The sequence below is a fragment of the Providencia sp. wls1916 genome, assembly GCF_009706585.1.
Taxonomy (GTDB): Bacteria; Pseudomonadota; Gammaproteobacteria; order Enterobacterales; family Enterobacteriaceae; genus Providencia; species Providencia lanzhouensis.
Genome location: NZ_WLUL01000017.1, coordinates 32,814 through 52,708, shown reverse-complemented (window position 1 = coordinate 52,708; position 19,895 = coordinate 32,814). Strand labels below are relative to the sequence as shown.

Here is a 19,895-nt window from a genome sequence, read left to right as displayed (position 1 = left end):
AACAATAAAGACGCCACATGACACCTAAGATTGGCGTATACTAACTGTTGGTTAATTATAGACGTGGATATTTCAAGTATGGCTAAAAAACCCTCCTCAGATTACAAGACAAACCCACCGCGCGATCAGCAAATGGAAGGTTTAAAACTTCCGCCGCACTCTATCGAAGCGGAACAGTCTGTATTGGGGGGACTGATGTTAGACAACGAACGCTGGGACACGGTCTCTGAGCGTGTCACGTCAGCTGACTTTTTTAGTCGTCCTCACCGCACAATCTTTGCACAAATGCAGATCCTGCTTGAGCAGGGTAAGCCTATTGACTTGATCACCCTGTCAGAATCCCTTGAACAGCAAGGAGAATTGGACAGCGTCGGAGGCTTTGCTTACTTAGCGGAATTATCGAAAAATACCCCAAGTGCGGCGAACATTAACGCTTATGCGGACATCGTGCGCGAACGTGCCATTGTTCGCGATATGATCTCTGTCGCCAATGATATTGCTGATGCAGGGTATGACCCACAAGGTCGCAGTAGCGAAGATTTACTCGATTTCGCAGAAACCAAAGTTTTCCAAATCGCAGAATCTCGCGCGAATAAAGATGAAGGTCCGAAAGGGATTGAAGCGATTTTGTCGGAAACCGTTGAGAAAATAGAACAGCTTTATCAGCAGCCTCATGATGGTGTCACCGGTGTTTCTACGGGTTATCAAGATTTAGATAAGAAAACCGCAGGGTTACAAGGCTCAGATTTAATTATTGTTGCCGCGCGTCCATCCATGGGTAAAACCACCTTTGCGATGAACTTGTGTGAAAATGCGGCGATGACTGAAGAAAAACCAGTACTTATCTTCAGTTTGGAGATGCCCGGCAACCAGATCATGATGCGTATGCTCGCATCACTGTCTCGCGTAGACCAAACCCGTATTCGTACGGGGCAGCTTGATGATGAGGATTGGGCACGAATTTCGAGCACCATGGGCATATTGATGGAAAAACGCAATATGTACATTGATGACTCATCGGGGTTAACGCCAACGGAAGTGCGTTCTCGTGCTCGCCGAATTTACCGCGAACACGGGGGGCTAAGCCTGATTATGATCGACTACCTTCAGTTAATGCGTGTGCCAGCGTTGTCGGATAACCGTACATTAGAAATCGCCGAAATTTCCCGTTCCCTCAAAGCGTTAGCGAAAGAATTAAACGTACCAGTGGTGGCGCTTTCTCAGCTAAACCGTAGCTTGGAGCAACGTGCAGACAAACGCCCAGTAAACTCCGACTTACGTGAATCAGGCTCCATCGAGCAAGATGCCGACTTAATCATGTTTATCTATCGTGACGAGGTCTATCACGATAACAGCGACCTCAAAGGGGTCGCAGAAATTATTTTAGGTAAACAACGTAATGGTCCGATAGGGACGGTGAGGCTGACGTTTAATGGGCAGTGGTCGAGGTTTGATAACTACGCCGGCCCGGCTTATGACGACGAGTAATCTCGTCATACTTCACACTGTGGCGTTGTTGGCTGCGTTCGCTAACCTGAGTCACATACTTTTGTATGCTCCCCAGGCTTAGCTTCTCTTGCCGCCTAGCCACAGTGCGAATTATTTAGAGCTTATAGAAAATTGAAAATTGAAAATTGAAGATTGAAGACTGAAGACTGAAGACTGAAGACTAAATAAGTTAAATTTTAAAATGAATAATTAAGAGGAAGAAATGAAAGCGGCAACCGCATTAATAAACCGCCGCGCTCTGCGACACAACCTGCAACGCGTGAGAGAATTGGCGCCGAATAGCCGTCTGATTGCAGTTGTTAAAGCAAACGCTTATGGTCATGGATTAATTGGAGTTGGCACCGAAATTCAAGGAATTGTCGACGGTTTTGGGGTGGCGCGTTTAAATGAAGCCCTGCTGCTTCGACATCAAGGCGTGACAAAACCGATTGTTTTATTAGAAGGTTTCTTCGAAAAATCCGATTTGCAGTTGATGGTGGAATACAACATCGATACGGTGATCCACTGCATTGAACAACTGGAAATGCTGGAAAATGCCCAGCTCGCTAAAAAAATCAAAGTATGGATGAAACTCGATACTGGCATGCATCGCCTTGGCGTACTTCCTCAGCATGCGGAAAGTTTTTACCAACGTCTTCAAAGCTGTAGCAACGTGGATTTACCTATCAACATTGTCAGCCACTTCTGTCAGGCCGATGCGCCTGAACTCCCAACCACCAAAAAACAAATCGAATGCTTCCAACAGTTTGTCTCTGATAAACCGGGTGAAAAATCCATCGCGGCATCCGCGGGGATCCTTTTATGGCCAGAAGCCCATTATGACTGGGTTCGCCCCGGCATTATGATGTATGGCGCCTCACCGCAAGAAGGCAAAAGCGCTGCAAGCTTTGGTTTATTACCCGTCATGACTTTAAAATCCAGCCTAATTGCAGTGAGAGAGCATTCGGTAGGGCAGTGTGTTGGCTACGGCGAAACATGGTGCAGTGAACGCAATACCCGCCTTGGGGTGGTAGCGATTGGTTATGGAGATGGTTATCCGCGTAACGTACCATCAGGAACACCCGTTCTAGTAAATGGGCGAAAAGTGCCGATTATTGGACGAATTTCCATGGACATGACCGTCGTGGATTTAGGACCAGATGCCACCGATAAAGTGGGGGATGACGTCATTCTATGGGGAAATGCTCTGCCTGTGGAAGAAATTGCCACACAAACAGGCATCATTAACTATGAGCTTTTGACGAAATTGACCTCACGAGTCGCAATGGAATATGTAGACGAATAGGTTTTAAAGGGTTATTTTCACAAGACAAAAGTAATAAAGAAAACCTACAAGTAGGAGATATCCTGTGTACCAACATGTTGATGCTTATCCGGGCGACCCAATTTTGTCGCTGATGGATGAATTTAATAAAGATACTCGTGAAGGCAAAATTAACCTGAGTATTGGTCTTTATTATGATGCAGAGGGGAAAACCCCTGAGCTGGAAACCGTCGGCACAGCGAAAGCTGCACTGAGAAAACTTCCGGCAAGTGCATCGCTTTATCTGCCAATGGAAGGTTTGAAAGATTACCGTACTGAATTACAAAAATTGGTGTTCGGTGAAGATTGTCCGCTAATTGCTCAAGAGCGTATTGCTACCGTACAAACCATCGGTGGTTCTGGCGCACTGAAAATTGGGGCTGATTTTTTACACCATTATTTCCCGAATTCAGAAGTCTGGTGCAGTAACCCAACATGGGAAAACCACGCCTCTATCTTCTCTGGCGCAGGCACGAAAGTGCATTACTACCCTTATTTCGATGAAAAAACCAAAGGGGTTAAATTTGATGAAATGCTGGAAACCTTCAAGAAGTTACCAGAGAACAGCATCATCTTAATGCACCCTTGCTGCCATAACCCAACCGGCTCGGATTTAACCCCAGCTCAGTGGGATGAAGTGACGAAAGTGGCACTTGAACACAAATTGATCCCATTCTTAGATATCGCATATCAAGGTTTTGCGGAAGGTATCGATGAAGATGCTTATGCAATTCGCACGATGGTAAAAGCGGGTCTGCCAGTATTCGTCAGCAATTCATTCTCGAAAATCTTTGGTATCTACGGTGAACGTGCGGGTGGTTTATCTGTTATCTGTAAAGATAAAGATGAGCGCGACCGCGTGTTGGGTCAATTGAAAGCGGGTGTCCGTCGTCTGTATTCAAGCCCACCGTCTAACGGCGCAAAAATTGTTGCGGCAGTACTGACTGATAGCCAACAAAAAGCCAAATGGCTGGACGAAGTGGAAGAGATGCGTTTGCGTATTTTAGATATGCGTACTGTTTTGGTGGATGAGCTGAAAAAAGCACTACCAAACAAAAACTTCGACCACTTGTTAAAACAGCGCGGTATGTTTAGCTACACGGGTTTTTCTCAACAACAAGTTGACCGTCTGAAAGATGAGTTTGCGGTTTATTTAGTTGGAACAGGTCGCGTGTGTATGGCAGGTGTAAACCGTCATAACGTGAAGCGTATCGTGGAAGCGTTCGCGGCAGTTAGCCAGTAATCGTTAGTAACGAACGGTTATATAAGCATTAAAAAGGGGAACTGAGTTCCCCTTTTTCTATTTTGATTGGCGGTTTCTGTTAACTATTTTTACTTCAGTTAACTCAGTAGCCACGCGCTAAGATAGGCTTCAAGAAACGCGCAGTATGGGATTTTTCACACTCAGCCACTTGCTCAGGGGTACCTGAAATTAAAATCTCACCTCCACCGCTACCACCTTCTGGGCCTAGGTCAACAATCCAGTCTGCCGTTTTGATCACATCCAAGTTATGCTCGATGACGACGATGGTATTGCCTTGATCACGCAATTGGTGCAAGACAACAAGCAGTTGCTGGATATCGGCAAAGTGCAATCCGGTGGTTGGCTCATCCAAGATATAGATGGTCTGTCCGGTGCCGCGTTTAGACAACTCGCGAGCTAATTTTACGCGCTGGGCTTCACCGCCAGATAAGGTTGTCGCAGATTGACCTAAGCGAATGTAGGAGAGACCCGCATCCATCAGCGTTTGCAGCTTACGCGCTAGCGCAGGCACGGCATCAAAGAATTCGCGGGACTCTTCGATGGTCATATCCAACACTTCATGAATGCTTTTACCTTTGTATTTGATTTCTAAGGTTTCGCGGTTATAGCGCTTGCCCTTACATTGGTCACACGGCACATAGACATCGGGCAGGAAGTGCATTTCCACCTTAATTACACCATCCCCTTGGCAGGCTTCACAACGACCGCCTTTCACGTTAAAGCTGAAACGCCCTGGGTTATAGCCGCGAGTCCGTGATTCTGGTACACCCGCGAACAGCTCACGAATTGGCGTAAAGATACCCGTATAAGTGGCTGGGTTCGAACGTGGGGTGCGTCCAATAGGGCTTTGGTCGATATCGATCACTTTATCGAAATGCTCTAAACCTTCGACATTGGTATACGGCGCAGGGTTAATCACTGTTGCCCCATTTAACTGGCGCTGAGCAATTGGAAATAGCGTATCGTTGATGAGCGTGGATTTACCGGAACCAGAAACCCCTGTAATACATGTAAATAAGCCAACAGGAATATTCAGGGTGACATTCTTCAGGTTGTTGCCTGTTGCGCCCATCACCGTCAACACTTTATCTTTATTAAATGGAACCCGCATTTGTGGGATATCAATCTTGCGCTCACCACTTAAGAATTTACCCGTTAAGGATTCTGGGTTAGCAACGATATCTTCCAATGTACCTTGCGCCACAATTTGACCACCGTGAACACCGGCACCTGGACCAATATCAATCACATGGTCAGCAGCGCGGATCGCATCTTCATCGTGCTCAACCACAATCACGGTGTTCCCTAAGTTACGTAGGTGAATCAGGGTTTCCAGTAATCGGTCATTATCGCGCTGGTGGAGCCCGATAGACGGTTCATCCAGCACATACATCACACCGACCAGACCCGCACCGATTTGGCTTGCTAGACGGATACGCTGGGCCTCACCGCCGGATAATGTTTCTGCGGAGCGTGAAAGGCTTAAGTAATTGAGTCCCACATTCACTAAGAACTTCAGACGGTCGCTGATCTCTTTCAGGATTTTTTCGGCAATCTTGGCGCGTTGCCCACTGAGTTTTAAGTTTTGGAAAAACTCCATTGCATGACCGATGCTGTAATCTGCAATTTCAGGCAGGGTGGTATTTTCCACAAACACAAAGCGAGCTTCTTTACGCAGACGGGTTCCGGAGCAAGTCACACAAGGGCGGTTGCTAATGTATTTTGCTAACTCTTCGCGCACCGCGGTGGATTCCGTTTCTTTATAACGGCGTTCCATATTGTTAAGCACACCTTCGAACGGATGGTGGCGTACGGTAATATCTCCGCGATCATTACGATATTTGAATTCAATAGTTTCTTTGCCTGAACCATACAAAATTACTTTTTGAATAGCTGGGCTGAGTGAGTCATAGGGGGCTTCAACATCAAACTTATAGTGTTCGCCCAATGACATTAGCATCTGAAAATAATAGAAATTACGACGATCCCAGCCGCGAATAGCCCCGCCCGCAAGGGAAATTTCGGGATTTTGAATCACACGCTCAGGATCAAAAAATTGCTGAACCCCTAAGCCGTCGCAGCTTGGGCAAGCCCCTGCTGGGTTGTTGAATGAGAACAGGCGTGGCTCTAACTCCATCATACTATAGCCACAAACAGGGCACGCAAAGTTAGCAGAGAACACTAATTCTTCGGCTTTTGAGTCATCCATATCAGCGACAACAGCGGTGCCGCCAGATAACTCGAGTGCAGTTTCAAAGGATTCTGCAAGACGCTGGGCGATATCGTCGCGTACTTTGAAACGGTCAACCACGACTTCAATGGTATGTTTTTTCTGTAACTCGAGTTTTGGTGGATCGGATAAATCACAAACTTCACCATCAATACGGGCGCGAATATACCCTTGGCTCGCTAAGTTATCGAGTAACTTAACGTGCTCACCTTTACGTTCTTTTACGACCGGAGCCAGCAGCATCATGCGGCGATCGGTCGGCTGTGCGAGGACGTTATCCACCATCTGGCTAACGGTTTGTGCCGCAAGCGGAATATCATGATCAGGGCAGCGTGGCTCACCTACACGGGCAAACAATAGACGCAGGTAGTCATGGATCTCGGTGATGGTCCCAACCGTTGAACGTGGGTTATGAGAAGTGGATTTCTGTTCAATGGAGATAGCAGGCGACAGCCCTTCGATATGGTCAACATCCGGCTTTTCCATTAAAGAAAGGAATTGACGAGCATACGCGGATAGTGACTCAACATAACGACGCTGACCTTCAGCATAGAGGGTATCAAAGGCAAGGGAAGACTTCCCTGAACCAGATAGCCCTGTAATAACTATCAGCTTGTCTCGGGGGATGATGAGATTGATATTTTTTAGGTTATGCGTGCGTGCGCCGCGGACTTCGATATTCTCCATTTACCACTTCCCGAATGAATTGATAGTGAACAAAAATGAACTTGGTAGTCTTAATTAACGAGCCAGTATTAATAAACGATTTAGTATTGCACAAAATTTGCTGAATGGATATACAGTATATGTGCTCTTTATATTTCATTCCATAGGGGACTGATAGCAACTTATCTGTGACGCCAATAATTAGCGTCTATACTAAAAATCAGTAATGCAGATTTCACTTAAATTTGGAAAGCGCTTCGCAACTTCTCATCAGCAATCTCAATTTATGGTGCAATACAGATAGGTCGTGGTAAACTTCACGGTCAGTCCAGAGATTAAAAATTCAATGCATCAGGAGTAATAAATGGCCACCAGAGGCGTAAATAAAGTAATTCTTATCGGTAACTTAGGACAAGATCCAGAAATCCGTTATATGCCTAACGGCGGAGCTGTCGCTAACCTGACTCTGGCAACTTCTGAAAGTTGGCGTGACAAGCAAACCGGTGAAATGCGTGAAAAAACCGAATGGCACCGTGTTGTGATTTTCGGTAAATTAGCCGAAGTTGCTGGTGAATACCTGAAAAAAGGTTCACAAGTTTATATCGAAGGTTCATTGCAAACCCGTAAATGGCAAGACCAAAGCGGTCAAGATCGCTACACCACCGAAGTTGTGGTGAATATCGGCGGTTCAATGCAAATGCTGGGTGGTCGCGGCGGCGATGCACCATCACAAGGTCAAAGTGGCGGTCAAGGCGGTTGGGGTCAACCACAACAGCCACAAGCAGCACAACAATTCAGTGGCGGCGGCGCAGCTCCAGCGCGTTCACCAGCGCCACAAACCAATGAACCACCAATGGATTTTGATGACGATATCCCATTCTAATTTCTAAATTAGAAAATCAAAATCATCGATTAAGGCCCTTAATTTTAAGGGCTTTAATTTTTTATGAGCAAATTCAACTCAAATTATCACAACTCAACAACATTCTGTGATATGCCTCTCATTTGAAATCCACAACCAAGAAAAACGAAAAAAAGGGTTGTGAAGGTTAGGGTTTTATGGTTTCTTAGATGCAGCAAACACAAAAATGAAAAATCAGACAGACTTTAGCTAAACAAGAAATTCATTAAATATGGATTTTAGCTAAATCAGACAGAATTAAATTACAGGAAACTCTCGTGAAAATGACTGCTAACCGTTCAAACCTACTACTTACCGCGCCACTAGCCGCGGTAGTCGTGCGTGTGGTGGTGGTCGTGGGCTTAGCGCCGTAACGGGAACAAATCACGCGATTTAGAAACCCCGCCGGCGCAAACCGAGCGGGGTTTTTTTATGACCTAAAACTCGGATCCGCAGGCTAGTGAAGGAATAAAAAATTATGAGCGAGTCGGGCACAACATCACCACAAAAAAACTGTTTTACAGGCGCAGAATTGATAGTCCATTTGTTGGAAAAACATGGCATTACCATCGTTTCTGGTATCCCTGGTGGGGCTGCATTGCCATTTTATGATGCGCTGGGGCAAAGCAAAAAAATTCGCCACATACTGGCGCGTCACGAGCAAGGTGCGGGTTTTATTGCACAGGGAATTGCACGTAGCACAGGCAAAGCAGCGGTGTGTATTTCCTCAAGCGGTCCTGGTGCCACTAACCTAGTGACAGCCATTGCGGATGCTAAGCTGGATTCAATTCCACTGGTATGCATCACTGCGCAAGTGCCATCTTCGATGATTGGTACCGATGCGTTTCAGGAAGTTGATACTTACGGTATTTCAATTCCAATTACGAAACACAACTATTTGGTACGCAGCATTGAAGACCTACCTCGTGTTATCTGCGAAGCATTTCGTATTGCTGAGTCTGGGCGTCCAGGACCTGTTTGGATTGATATTCCAAAAGATGTACAGACTGCGACCATTGAGTTAGATGCGCTGCCAGAGATTTTACCGAAAGATAAAGCCCCAAGTTTTGATATGGAAAAAGTAATCCAAGCGGCGGAAATGATCAACCGTGCGAAGCGTCCTGTACTCTATTTCGGTGGAGGGGTGATTAGCTCAGATTCAACCGCGACGGCTATCGCTTTTGCGGAAAAAGCCTCTTTACCAACGACAATGACCTTGATGGCGTTGGGAACGATCCCAATGCGTCACCCGCTGTATTTGGGCATGTTGGGTATGCATGCGGCACGTAGCACGAACATGATCATGGAAGAGTCTGATTTACTGATTGTTATCGGTGCTCGCTTTGATGACCGCGCCATTGGTAAAGCGGAAAAATTCTGCCCGAATGCCAAAATTATTCATGTTGATATCGATAAAGCGGAAATCAGTAAAATCAAACGTCCAGACATTGCTATCCATGCGGATGCGGGACAAATTTTGGAGCTGTTGCTGCCATTAGTTGAGCGCAATGATCGTCAAGAGTGGGTTCAGCAAGTTAATGATCTGAAAAATAATTATCCGCTGAATTTAGCCAATGCGGATGATCCATTAGATCATTATGGTTTGGTATTAGCCACCGCACGCGCAGCAGGGGAAGAGGCGATTGTTACAACGGATGTTGGGCAACATCAAATGTGGGCGGCGCAAGCTTACCCATTATCACGACCTCGCCAATGGTTAACATCCGGTGGTTTGGGCACCATGGGCTTTGGTTTACCGGCAGCCATTGGCGCGGCATTGGCTCACCCAGATAAAACCATCGTTTGTTTCTCTGGTGATGGTAGCTTGATGATGAATATTCAGGAACTGGCGACGGCGGCGGAGCATCAATTAAACATTAAGATAGTTTTAATGAACAACCAAGCACTGGGCATGGTTCATCAGCAGCAAGATCTGTTTTTTGAGAATCGTATCTTTGCAGCAGCTTACCCGTATCAGACCGACTTTATTAAAATTGCCTCTGGGTTTGGTTTCCAAACGTGCGATTTAAATAATGAATCCGACCCTGAAATGGCGCTGGAAGCGATTATGAACACTAAAGGACCTTGCTTAATTCATGCCCTGATTGATGTCAATCAGAAGGTATATCCAATGGTTCCTCCTGGTGCCGCTAATATTGATATGATCGGAGCGTAATTATGGTATTTGAACATCACCCAATCGCCTTAGAATTAATTGTTCGCAACCATCCGGGCGTCATGTCACATATTTGTGGGTTGTTTGCACGTCGGGCCTTTAACGTGGATGGTATCCTATGTATGCCAATTAAAGATAAGGACGAAAGCCGAATTTGGTTATTAGTTCAGAAAGATGAGCGTTTATCGCAGATGGTCAACCAAGTTGAGAAATTGGAAGACGTCCGCGAAGTTCGTTTTAGCGATGACTTGCGTGTGTTTGAAACCATGCAGGATTATTTGCAGTAATTCTGAATGAATGTGGTCAGCCTACAAGGATTGTGGGCTGACTTATTAAACTCCATCACTCAAATGTGAATAGGTCATCACGACGGTGGCGTGTACATCCCCCTCAATACATAAGTAAGCGTGAGGAAAGTCTCCGCTGAAAGCGTAAAAATCTCCAGCCTCAAGAACGACATTTTGCTCATCGTCTAAGCGCAGCATAAGGGAGCCCGCGTGTACCATAATGTGTTCATGGGTGCCGACCATATGCGCGGGGCTGTTAATAATTGCACCTCGTTTCATACTGAGTTGCCAAATTTCAGAGACGTTTCCCATACTGATACGGAATTTAAATTGCTCTAAATAATCGCCTTCAAGCTGTGTGGCCTTCACCAAATAGGGATAAGATTCATTTTGGCGTGTAAATAAGTCACTGAGCGGAAAACGTAGCGCAGCTGCAATGGACTCTAAGGTGTCGATGCGCGGGTTTGAATCCCCTGATTCCAACTTAGAAAGAGCGGCTTTGGAGATCCCTGATAAGTGGGAAAGCTCACTCAGAGAAAGGTTTCTCGCCTGACGCAACAGACGTACTTTCTGGCCAATTTTTATATTTATTTTATTTTCCACGACACTGTCTTCCACAATATTATTTTTATAAATTCTCATTTCTGCTGCCAATTCTAACATCTTAAATATGAAATGTCAGAAACCCGATATTATGAAAATAATATTTTGCCGAATGCGAATAAATGGAAAAATAATCTAAAAATTATTTTTTAAATACACAGTTATAAAAATAAGATTTATTGTTTTTTCAGTGTGTTATTTTGTTGAATAAATTCATGATATAATTTAATTTGTATTATTCTAATGGCTGAATGTGTCACAGTGTTTTATTTCAAATAAATAATATCTTTTCGGAGTTTATATCTGACAATTAATCCTAATTGAGCAGATTAATACAAAAATGAGCCCTGCTAATTCGAGTTTTCAACATTTTCGACGTTCTGCTTCTTTTGCTATTTTTACGATTACAACCAGCATTGCCGTTATCGGCATCGTGATTGGTCTCAGTATCCCGATGGTGGCGCTGCGACTGAATAATTTTGGTGTGAGTGAATTGTACATTGGCATTATCTCTGCGGCTCCTGCCTTGGGAATGTTTTTGATTGCCCCTGTGGTACAGCATATTGTGAAGTGGTGTGGAAAGCGCAAAGCTATGTTAATCGCGACGGTGATCTCCGCCATTAGCTTACTGCCACTACTAAGTTCATTGCCTTTATGGCTACTTTTCCCTTTGCGGTTGATTACGGGACTTGCAAGTGGTGTGATGATTTGTTTGGGGGAAACGTGGATCAACGAATTATCCCCTGAAAACAAGAGAGGGCGGATATTGGCTATTTACACGACGGTATTTACTGTGAGCCAATTATTAGGTCCGTCATTTATTGCCTATTACGGTGTGGAAGATAAATCGCCTCTGTTTATTTGTACCTTGATTCACTTAATTTCTGTGGCTTTATTCCTACTGATGGATCAGAAAGTGGGAGATAGGCTCGCAGAAACGGCGTCAGAATCTAACTTTTCAATTGTGCAATTCGTGAAAGTTGCCCCTGGAATTTGTGCCGGAATCCTATTTTTTGCTTTTTTCGATGGCACTATCTTGTCGATGTTCCCAATTTACGGGATGGGCATGGGGCATACCGAGGCGGTTGCGGCGATGATGATCAGTGCAATTTTGGCAGGAGATGCGATTATGCAGATGCCGTTTGGTTGGTTAGCTGATCATATGAATCGCGAAAAATTGTATCGTATTTGTGGCGTGGTGACGTTAGGAGCCAGCATGCTGCTGCCATTCTTAATTACTCACACTTACTTTATCTGGGTTTTATTGTTTGTGTTGGGGGCGACAGCTGGCGCCATTTACACCATCGCTTTAGTGCAGATTGGTCAATACTTCAGAGGGAATGAGCTGATTATTGCCAACGCCGCAGCGGCAATGTTATGGGGTATAGGTAACCTTTCTGGTCCGTTATTGGCAGGGGCTGCAACGGCGATTTCGCCATCAGGTCTGCCAATATTATTGATTGGAATAGCGGGGCTATTTTTATGGTTTACCCGTGAAAAATATGGTGCTCAAGCCATTGAGCAACAAGCTCAGTAACGTCTTTTTATCACCAATGTATTAAAAAATCCCCGAGTTTTGTCTCGGGGATTTTTATTCGCAACCAACTATTCTATTACTCGATAAACCACTAAATTTTCGCGAAATTCATCAGGACGATGATTTGACCAAAACAATTCCATGTCTTCAGGAGCGGGTTGAATTTCTTTGGATAATACAATCAGCCATCGGCACTGTTGTGGTTTTTCAAATTCCATCTGTCTTTGATGCAAAATACCGGTGTAGTAATAGAGCATCGGCGCTTCTGATTCCCCAAGGTTTTCGGAAGCCATGCAGTCATTTTGGGTAAATTGCCCTTCTAAATGATGTCGAAGATCCAGGAAAACCCCTTCGTAGCCTTTTGAATAATCAATCCAACCAACAAATAATGTGAGAATAATGCTCCACACACTCACCATTCCCAGTGACCAGTTTCTTATCGCTTGGAAAGCGCTGCTTGATGAGGAAATAAGATGATTGCGGAAGAACCAAAAACAGGTAATAAAAATACCCGCTATCAACGCAAATACAGAAAAATGCATTTGGTAATCAAGAGGTAGCCAACGACCAAAAACAGGCAACCATTGGGCGTGATGACCCGTTAATACGATAGCGTAGCAAGCCCACAGAAAGAGAATTACCCCAGACCAGAAGAAGGCGGCGAAGCGTGCGAATGCGTTTAAGACTTTCTCTGAAAACCAGCCAAGAGCCTGTACAGCGAGGAGCGCCATCGGAGCAATAAAGGGCAGTAAATAGAGCGCTCGCCCACTGGCAGACATTTGCAAGAATACCACGCCAAGGACAGGAAATATGGCAATCAAATATTCATTATGATCACGCAGGCGTCTGAGCGGATGACGTAAAAAATAGGCAGTTGCCAGTAGCCCAGCAGGAAGCGCAAAAAATGCGACTGCAGAAGGAATACGCGTGAAATTGGCTTTAGCCCCTAACTTCTCAACGGAGAATCCAAGGAAGCGACCAATGTTATTTTCCCAAAACCAAGTCACGAACAGCTCGGGATGCTGTACATACAGCATGACTGGCCAAGGTAGAATTGCAATGAGGGCAACCAAACCCGCGAATAGTGCGGGTAGCCAAAACTGTTTAGATCGGCATTGAATAAGAAATACAGGTGCCAAAAATAGGCTGATCCACAGAACGCCGGGAATAAACACGCCTTTAGATAAGGTGGTGATAATGGTGCCAAGGCACAGCCAGAAGGCGGACGCGGTAATTTTTTGTTGCTGAATTAACCCTAATAAGCCATATAAACCGATAGTTGCCCCTGTAATTAACGAAACATCGGTGAACATTTCATGGGTGTGACGTAATATTCCTGGTGCACAAACATACAGTGCAAAGGCTATCCAAATACGGGCATCAGAAAAGCTGTCGGATTTAAAAAAGCGACGAGCTAATAAAATAAAAAATGAAAAATTAATAATAGAAAAAAATAAGCTCGCACTGCGTGCGGCATCGTATAACGGCATCACTCCCGATAATAAATGAGCAAAAACCGTCGCCGTCCAATAATAGAATGGCGGTTTTTCCATAAAAGGCTCACCCGCATTGGTAGGAACCAGCCAATTACCCGTTTCATACATCGTTTGAATAATACCAAAACTGTAGTTTTCATCCTGCTTCCATGGACTATGCCCATAAATCCCGGGAAGGAGATAAATCAGTAAAAATACAGCAAAAAGTATTAAGGCACTTTTTGGTATTGTTTTAATTGAGGCTGTAATGGTTGACATAATATTTATAGCGAGTGTTAAGTATTATTAAAAAATATATTTATAAAAATAATCACCAGGGAAATGAGTTATTTAATTAGTATTAGAAAGTAAATATGTTCATAAACAGACTATTTATTAAAAACTCAATATTAGTGGGGATTTTAGCAACACTCTCACGCGTATATTTAAACAAAGAGTATATAGAACGGAATATGACTGACTTTTATGGAAGATTGTAAGAATATGACACAGTTTTTATGGTTCATGGTTAAAAAATGGCCAGCCATAAAACACTTGATCAATTCCCCCCTTTCGAACGATAATTACGCTCTTCACAATTCGCCTCACTTTGTTCTAAAAGCCAAACGTTTGCGCACTGTTCCTAGAGAGTCATTCTGTTCACCAGTTATCTCGGTTCAGTGAACATTTATCAAAAAGGTAATCGTTTACGTGAGTTTCAGTTTGAGGTGATATTCGCTAAGTTATCAAGCAAAAATGAATAAATGCTTATAAAAAACTTAGCAAAAATAGTGACATAGAATTTTCTAAAATTAATAGCAGAGGTATACCATGGCAGGCCAACAGGCTTCATCCAATTGCAAATTGGATTCATATTTTAAGATCACAGCGCGTGGCTCATCAGTGCGCCGCGAAATCATTGCGGGATTAACGACATTCTTAGCGATGGTTTATTCTGTCATCGTGGTGCCGGGTATGTTAGGACAAGCAGGCTTTCCACCTACTGCTGTGTTTATCGCAACCTGTTTAGTGGCAGGTTTCGGTTCTTTATTAATGGGGTTATGGGCGAATCTGCCAATGGCAATTGGCTGTGCAATCTCATTAACCGCGTTTACTGCCTTTAGCTTGGTGTTAGGGCAACATATTAGTATTCCAGTTGCGCTGGGTGCCGTATTCTTAATGGGGTGTTTATTCACCATTATCTCTGTGACAGGTATCCGTAGTTGGATTTTACGTAACATGCCAATGGGCGTGGCTCACGGTACGGGTATTGGTATCGGTCTGTTTTTATTGTTGATAGCAGCAACGGGCGTTGGCTTAGTGGTTAAAAACCCAAATGCAGGTTTACCTGTTGCGTTGGGTGAATTCACTTCATTCCCTGTTTTAATGTCTCTGATTGGTTTAGCGGTAATTTTCGGTTTAGAAAAACGCCGTGTACCAGGTGGGGTGTTATTAGTCATTATCGCGATTTCGATTATTGGTTTGATTTTCGACCCAGCCGTTAAATACCAAGGTTTCTTTAAACTGCCTTCATTCGGTGAAGATGGTTTAGCGCTGATGTTCAGTATGGATATCATGGGCGCACTTCAAGCGGCGGTTCTGCCAAGTGTTCTGGCATTAGTGATGACAGCAGTTTTTGATGCAACAGGGACTATCCGCGCTGTTGCGGGTCAAGCGAACTTGCTGGATAAAGACGGTCAGATTATCGATGGTGGAAAAGCATTAACCGCTGACTCTGTCAGCAGCATTTTTGCTGGGGCGATCGGCGCATCACCCGCTGCGGTATATATTGAATCCGCAGCAGGAACTGCAGCAGGCGGCCGTACAGGTTTAACCGCCGTAGTTGTTGGTGTTTTATTCTTATTTATCTTATTCTTATCGCCATTATCTTATCTGGTACCTGCCTATGCAACAGCACCAGCGCTGATGTATGTGGGTCTGCTGATGCTGAGCAATGTCTCGAAATTAGATTTCGATGATTTTGTGGATTCGATGTCAGGTTTACTGTGTGCGGTATTCATCGTATTAACCTGTAATATCGTCACCGGTATTATGTTAGGTTTCGCATCACTGGTTATCGGGCGTATTTGTGCGGGTGAGTGGCGTAAACTGAATATTGGTAGCGTAGTTATCGCAGTTCTGCTGGTAGCGTTTTATGCTGCCGACCTCGCTATCTAAAGGTAATTCTAATGATAGGGCGGCAGCTGCTGTCGCCCTTTAACGGATTGTTGCGATTCGTTCTAAAGTCCAAATTATTTTCCCGTCAGATAGCCTGTTAAGGATAGAATAGTGCTAAGGCGGTAAATGAAGTGAAAATGCCTATTTTTAACCAGTGGCTGCCTTGACTGAAAATCTCATGGTCTGGACGGTGCTATCTCTTACTATGCGGCGGCAGGCAAATTTTGGGTTCTCCCGTTATACTTTAAGCTGCGATATTTAGGGTATGCATTAGTTAATAAGTAAGGGCAACATGGAAATTTTCTTTACTATTCTTATTTTGATCTTGGCTGTCTCTGTTTCTGGTGTGGTGACGAAAGTCATTCCCATCCGTATTCCCCTTCCTCTTATTCAAATTGCTATCGGTGCATTATTAGCGTGGCCTCAGTTTGGGTTACACGTCTCTTTTGACCCTGAACTCTTTATGGTTCTGTTGATTCCACCGCTGTTATTCGTCGATGGTTGGAAAACTCCTACCCGTGAATTTTTCCAGAATGGACGAGAAATTTTCATTCTGGTATTAGTGCTAGTATTGGTAACCGTTATCGGGATTGGTTATTTGATTTACTGGCTGATGCCTGGTATCCCGCTTATTGCCGCCTTTGCGCTGGCTGCTGTACTTTCCCCAACAGATGCGGTGGCATTGTCCTCTATCGTCGGGAAAGGGCGAATTCCCAAACGCATGATGAGCGTACTCGAAGGGGAAGCATTGATGAACGATGCTTCCGGTCTGGTGGCGTTGAAGTTCGCCGTGGCGATTGCTATGGGAACGATGGTCTTCAGCGTATCGGGCGTCACAATCGAATTCTTTAAAGTCGCAGTCGGTGGTTTGTTGGCAGGTGTTGCTGTTACATGGTTATACAGCAAGTCTCTGCGCTTAATGAGCCGCTGGAGTGGGGATGACCCAGCAACGCAAATCGTCTTCATGCTGCTGTTACCATTTGCCTCTTACATGATTGCGGAACATATCGGTTTTTCAGGTATTTTGGCAGCGGTTGCTGCGGGTATGACTATCACCAAATCCGGCGTTATCCGCAATGCGCCTTTGGCGATGCGTTTACGTGCTGATAGCGTTTGGTCGATGTTAGAGTTTGTCTTTAACGGCTTAGTGTTCATTATGCTCGGTCTGCAATTACCGGGGATTTGGGAAACATCGGTTATTCAAGCAGAACTCGACCCAAGCGTCGAAACCTGGATGCTGTTTACCGCGGTCGTTATCATCTATTTTGCCTTGCTGATTTTACGTTTCTGCTGGTTATGGTTGATGAAGAGATTCAGCCGTCTGTTCCTGAAAAAACGCCCATTACAGTTCGCGAGCTATACCGTCCGTGAATTGTGGTTAGCGTCGTTTGCTGGGGTTCGCGGGGCGATTACCTTAGCCGGTGTGCTCTCGGTGCCACTGTTTTTAACCGATGGTTCTCCGTTCCCTGCAAGGTACCAGCTAGTATTTATCGCCGCTGGGGTTATTTTATTCTCCATTTTTGCGGGCGTTGTGGCGTTACCACTCCTGCTGCGCAATTTTAAAGTGGGGGATAAAGAGGCGGATATTAACGAAATCCGTATGGCGAAAGCAGCAATGGCTGAAGTGGCAATTGTCAGCTTGAACAAGATGCAAGAGCGTTTATCTGCGGATGTGGAAGAGCAATTAGACTCGGAAGACATCAACGAGGTCGCGACAAGGGTGATTGGTCATTTACGTCGTCGAACCGCCGACCAAGACGAGATGGAACACAACTTGCAGATTGAAGATCTTGAACGGCGTTTTCGTTTAACGGCGCTACGTGCAGAACGCGGTGAGCTCTATCACTTACGTGCAACACGGAAAATCAGTAATGAAACCTTGCAAAGCTTGCTGGTGGATTTGGATTTATTAGAAGCCGTGCTGATTGAAAAAGAGCATTAAAACGAAAAAACGAGTATTCTACAGGCATCTTGTTTGTTAAATCATTGTGCTTGAGAGTGAACAACAATGTGGTTACTCGTTTTCACGACGCTGCTCTGGGCAGCGTCTTTTAGTTTAATGGGGGAATACCTCGCAGGGCAGGTGGATAGCTGGTTGTCTGTGCTTATCCGCGTGAGTTTAGCTTCTCTGGTATTCCTACCTTTCCTGCGTTGGCGTAACTTCAGTGCCAAAGTGATCTCACTGTATATGCTGGTGGGCGCTTGCCAGCTGGGGATCATGTATTACTTTGTTTTCCAAGCCTATAAATACCTGAGCGTGGCAGAATTTTTGCTATTTACGGTATTAACCCCGCTGTATGTCACGTTAATTTACGATCTCTTAGAGCGCCAACGCCTACGTAAAGGCTACCTGTTTAGCTCGATATTAGCCGTGATTGGTGCTGCCATTATTCGTTATGACCACCTCAGCGAATCATTTTGGATTGGATTGATGTTTGTACAGCTCGCCAACATCTTCTTTGCACTTGGGCAAGTAGGCTATAAGCGCTTAATGGAAGTGCACCCGATTCCCCAGCATCAAGCCTTTTCATGGTTCTATCTCGGGGCGACGTTGATTGCCTTGATGGGATGGCTACTGTTTGGGAATAAGGCGATGGTGCCGACAAGCCAAGCTCAATGGATAGTTTTACTCTGGTTGGGTGTGGTTGCATCGGGGATAGGCTATTTTCTGTGGAACTATGGTGCGACGAAAGTGGATGCCGGAACCCTCGCGATAATGAATAACATGATGGTTCCAGCAGGTTTATTAGTGAACTTTGCCATTTGGCAGCAACATCCTAATTGGCTCAGTTTCACCATGGGGTCGAGCCTGATAATTGCGTCTCTGTGGGTGCATAAGCGCTGGATCCTCGCACCGGCTTCACGTAAGACAAATTCTCCACCGCGTGATCAGTAGCGGTATTGGTAAATGTTTCAATGGCTGGCTGGCGCTGTTCTCCTTCACGACATGCAGCGTACAGTCGGCTCCATAACCCACTTCCTAACGTTTTCGTCGTAATCAAACCTTGCTTTTCAAAGGAATCCACCGCCCAGTGTGGCAGTGCCGCAATCCCCATTTTAGCCGCCACCATCTGAATTAAAATCAGCGTATTGTCGACGGTTTTAATGTTAGGTGAAACACCGGCTGGCTGTAAGAAATGACGCCAGATATCAAAACGTTGACGCTGAACTGGATAAATCAGCAATGTCTCTTTGGCAAGATCATGAGGCTCAATTAACGGTTTTTTAGCTAAAGGGTGATCATTCGCCACGACCAGTTTCACTTCATAATCAAACATCGGCGTGTAGTGCAAATCTTGATCCGCAAGAATATCAGAGGTCATCACGATATCTAATTCTCGCGAAAGTAACTCCGGTTGCGGGTCAAAGGTCACGCCAGATTTAAAATCTACGGTCACTTGTGGCCATGCTTGTCTAAACTGTTGCAATGCAGGGGTCAGCCACTGAATACAGCTGTGGCATTCAATCGCGATACGTAGCGTACTGACCGTCGGTTCATTGCAGACACGAATGGCATCTTTCACCATTGGCAAAATACGTTGCGCTAATTGCAGGAGAACTTCCCCTTGCGGCGTGAAATGGACGGGCTGAGTTTTACGAACAAACAGTTTGTAGCCTAAGCGATGCTCTAAATCACTGAATTGGTGAGATAGCGCAGACTGAGTCTGGTGCAGGTGCGTCGCAGTGGCAGCTAATGATCCGTATTGGCTGAGCGCCTGCAACGTTTTTAAATGTTTTAATTCGATCATGAGAAACCTTCAAGTAG

The 19,895-nt window shown here is 45.0% G+C and carries 15 protein-coding genes; 11 read left to right on the top strand and 4 right to left on the bottom strand.

The features are described from left to right. The first annotated feature begins 78 nt into the window (after nucleotides 1-78). The 3 genes from dnaB to GKR61_RS12105 all read left to right on the top strand — a co-directional run bounded on the left by dnaB (nucleotide 79) and on the right by GKR61_RS12105 (nucleotide 4,055). Nucleotides 79-1,488, top strand: a complete 1,410-nt coding sequence (gene dnaB / locus GKR61_RS12115; protein ID WP_036955040.1) for a replicative DNA helicase — start codon at nucleotides 79-81, stop codon at nucleotides 1,486-1,488. A 223-nt stretch (nucleotides 1,489-1,711) separates the two neighbouring features. Continuing rightward, nucleotides 1,712-2,794 (top strand): alanine racemase, encoded by a 1,083-nt coding sequence (gene alr / locus GKR61_RS12110; protein WP_154599633.1) that lies wholly within the window; start codon nucleotides 1,712-1,714, stop codon nucleotides 2,792-2,794. Between the two features lie 64 nt (nucleotides 2,795-2,858). Then, the gene (locus GKR61_RS12105) at nucleotides 2,859-4,055 is read left to right on the top strand and encodes an amino acid aminotransferase (protein ID WP_036955033.1); all 1,197 of its coding nucleotides are present in this window, start codon (nucleotides 2,859-2,861) and stop codon (nucleotides 4,053-4,055) included. A 103-nt stretch (nucleotides 4,056-4,158) separates the two neighbouring features. Here GKR61_RS12105 and uvrA read toward each other — a convergent pair whose 3' ends face one another. Continuing rightward, nucleotides 4,159-6,993 carry an excinuclease ABC subunit UvrA gene (uvrA, locus tag GKR61_RS12100; protein WP_154639810.1) on the bottom strand — a complete coding sequence of 945 codons (2,835 nt, stop codon included), beginning with the start codon at nucleotides 6,991-6,993 and terminating at the stop codon, nucleotides 4,159-4,161. A gap of 343 nt (nucleotides 6,994-7,336) precedes the next feature. Between uvrA and GKR61_RS12095 the strand changes: the two genes are divergently transcribed. The 4 genes from GKR61_RS12095 (at nucleotide 7,337) to ilvN (ending at nucleotide 10,336) form a co-directional block, all read left to right on the top strand. Then, nucleotides 7,337-7,855 carry a single-stranded DNA-binding protein gene (locus GKR61_RS12095; protein WP_036955024.1) on the top strand — a complete coding sequence of 173 codons (519 nt, stop codon included), beginning with the start codon at nucleotides 7,337-7,339 and terminating at the stop codon, nucleotides 7,853-7,855. Nucleotides 7,856-8,157: 302 nt separating this feature from the next. Continuing rightward, the gene (gene ivbL, locus GKR61_RS12090) at nucleotides 8,158-8,247 is read left to right on the top strand and encodes an ilvB operon leader peptide IvbL (RefSeq protein ID WP_108479355.1); all 90 of its coding nucleotides are present in this window, start codon (nucleotides 8,158-8,160) and stop codon (nucleotides 8,245-8,247) included. A gap of 104 nt (nucleotides 8,248-8,351) precedes the next feature. Then, nucleotides 8,352-10,049 carry an acetolactate synthase large subunit gene (gene ilvB, locus GKR61_RS12085; protein ID WP_036955019.1) on the top strand — a complete coding sequence of 566 codons (1,698 nt, stop codon included), beginning with the start codon at nucleotides 8,352-8,354 and terminating at the stop codon, nucleotides 10,047-10,049. Nucleotides 10,050-10,051: 2 nt separating this feature from the next. Continuing rightward, nucleotides 10,052-10,336, top strand: a complete 285-nt coding sequence (gene ilvN / locus GKR61_RS12080; protein ID WP_108479335.1) for an acetolactate synthase small subunit — start codon at nucleotides 10,052-10,054, stop codon at nucleotides 10,334-10,336. A 45-nt stretch (nucleotides 10,337-10,381) separates the two neighbouring features. Here the strand turns inward: ilvN and GKR61_RS12075 are convergent, their stop codons facing one another. Then, a complete protein-coding gene (locus tag GKR61_RS12075) occupies nucleotides 10,382-10,939 on the bottom strand; it encodes a helix-turn-helix domain-containing protein (protein WP_036955464.1) in 558 nt (185 codons plus the stop codon). Nucleotides 10,940-11,279: 340 nt separating this feature from the next. Between GKR61_RS12075 and GKR61_RS12070 the strand changes: the two genes are divergently transcribed. Next, nucleotides 11,280-12,476, top strand: a complete 1,197-nt coding sequence (locus tag GKR61_RS12070) for an MFS transporter (protein ID WP_154599631.1) — start codon at nucleotides 11,280-11,282, stop codon at nucleotides 12,474-12,476. A 68-nt stretch (nucleotides 12,477-12,544) separates the two neighbouring features. On the opposite strand, the gene GKR61_RS12065 is transcribed toward GKR61_RS12070, so the two are convergent. After that, nucleotides 12,545-14,230, bottom strand: a complete 1,686-nt coding sequence (locus GKR61_RS12065; protein WP_154599630.1) for an ArnT family glycosyltransferase — start codon at nucleotides 14,228-14,230, stop codon at nucleotides 12,545-12,547. Nucleotides 14,231-14,782: 552 nt separating this feature from the next. Here GKR61_RS12065 and GKR61_RS12060 point away from each other — a divergent pair. The 3 genes from GKR61_RS12060 (at nucleotide 14,783) to GKR61_RS12050 (ending at nucleotide 19,025) form a co-directional block, all read left to right on the top strand. Next, on the top strand, nucleotides 14,783-16,129 hold the full coding sequence (locus GKR61_RS12060; protein ID WP_036955005.1) for an NCS2 family permease: 1,347 nt from the start codon (nucleotides 14,783-14,785) through the stop codon (nucleotides 16,127-16,129). Nucleotides 16,130-16,421: 292 nt separating this feature from the next. Continuing rightward, the gene (locus tag GKR61_RS12055) at nucleotides 16,422-18,071 is read left to right on the top strand and encodes a Na+/H+ antiporter (RefSeq protein WP_036955001.1); all 1,650 of its coding nucleotides are present in this window, start codon (nucleotides 16,422-16,424) and stop codon (nucleotides 18,069-18,071) included. 66 nt (nucleotides 18,072-18,137) lie between these two features. Next, a complete protein-coding gene (locus tag GKR61_RS12050; RefSeq protein WP_036983738.1) occupies nucleotides 18,138-19,025 on the top strand; it encodes a carboxylate/amino acid/amine transporter in 888 nt (295 codons plus the stop codon). On the opposite strand, the gene metR is transcribed toward GKR61_RS12050, so the two are convergent. Then, nucleotides 18,922-19,878: an HTH-type transcriptional regulator MetR gene (gene metR, locus GKR61_RS12045; RefSeq protein ID WP_036954997.1), complete on the bottom strand. Its 957-nt coding sequence runs from the start codon at nucleotides 19,876-19,878 to the stop codon at nucleotides 18,922-18,924. The two genes, GKR61_RS12050 and metR, sit on opposite strands and share 104 nt — an antisense overlap. Between the last annotated feature and the right edge of the window lie 17 nt (nucleotides 19,879-19,895).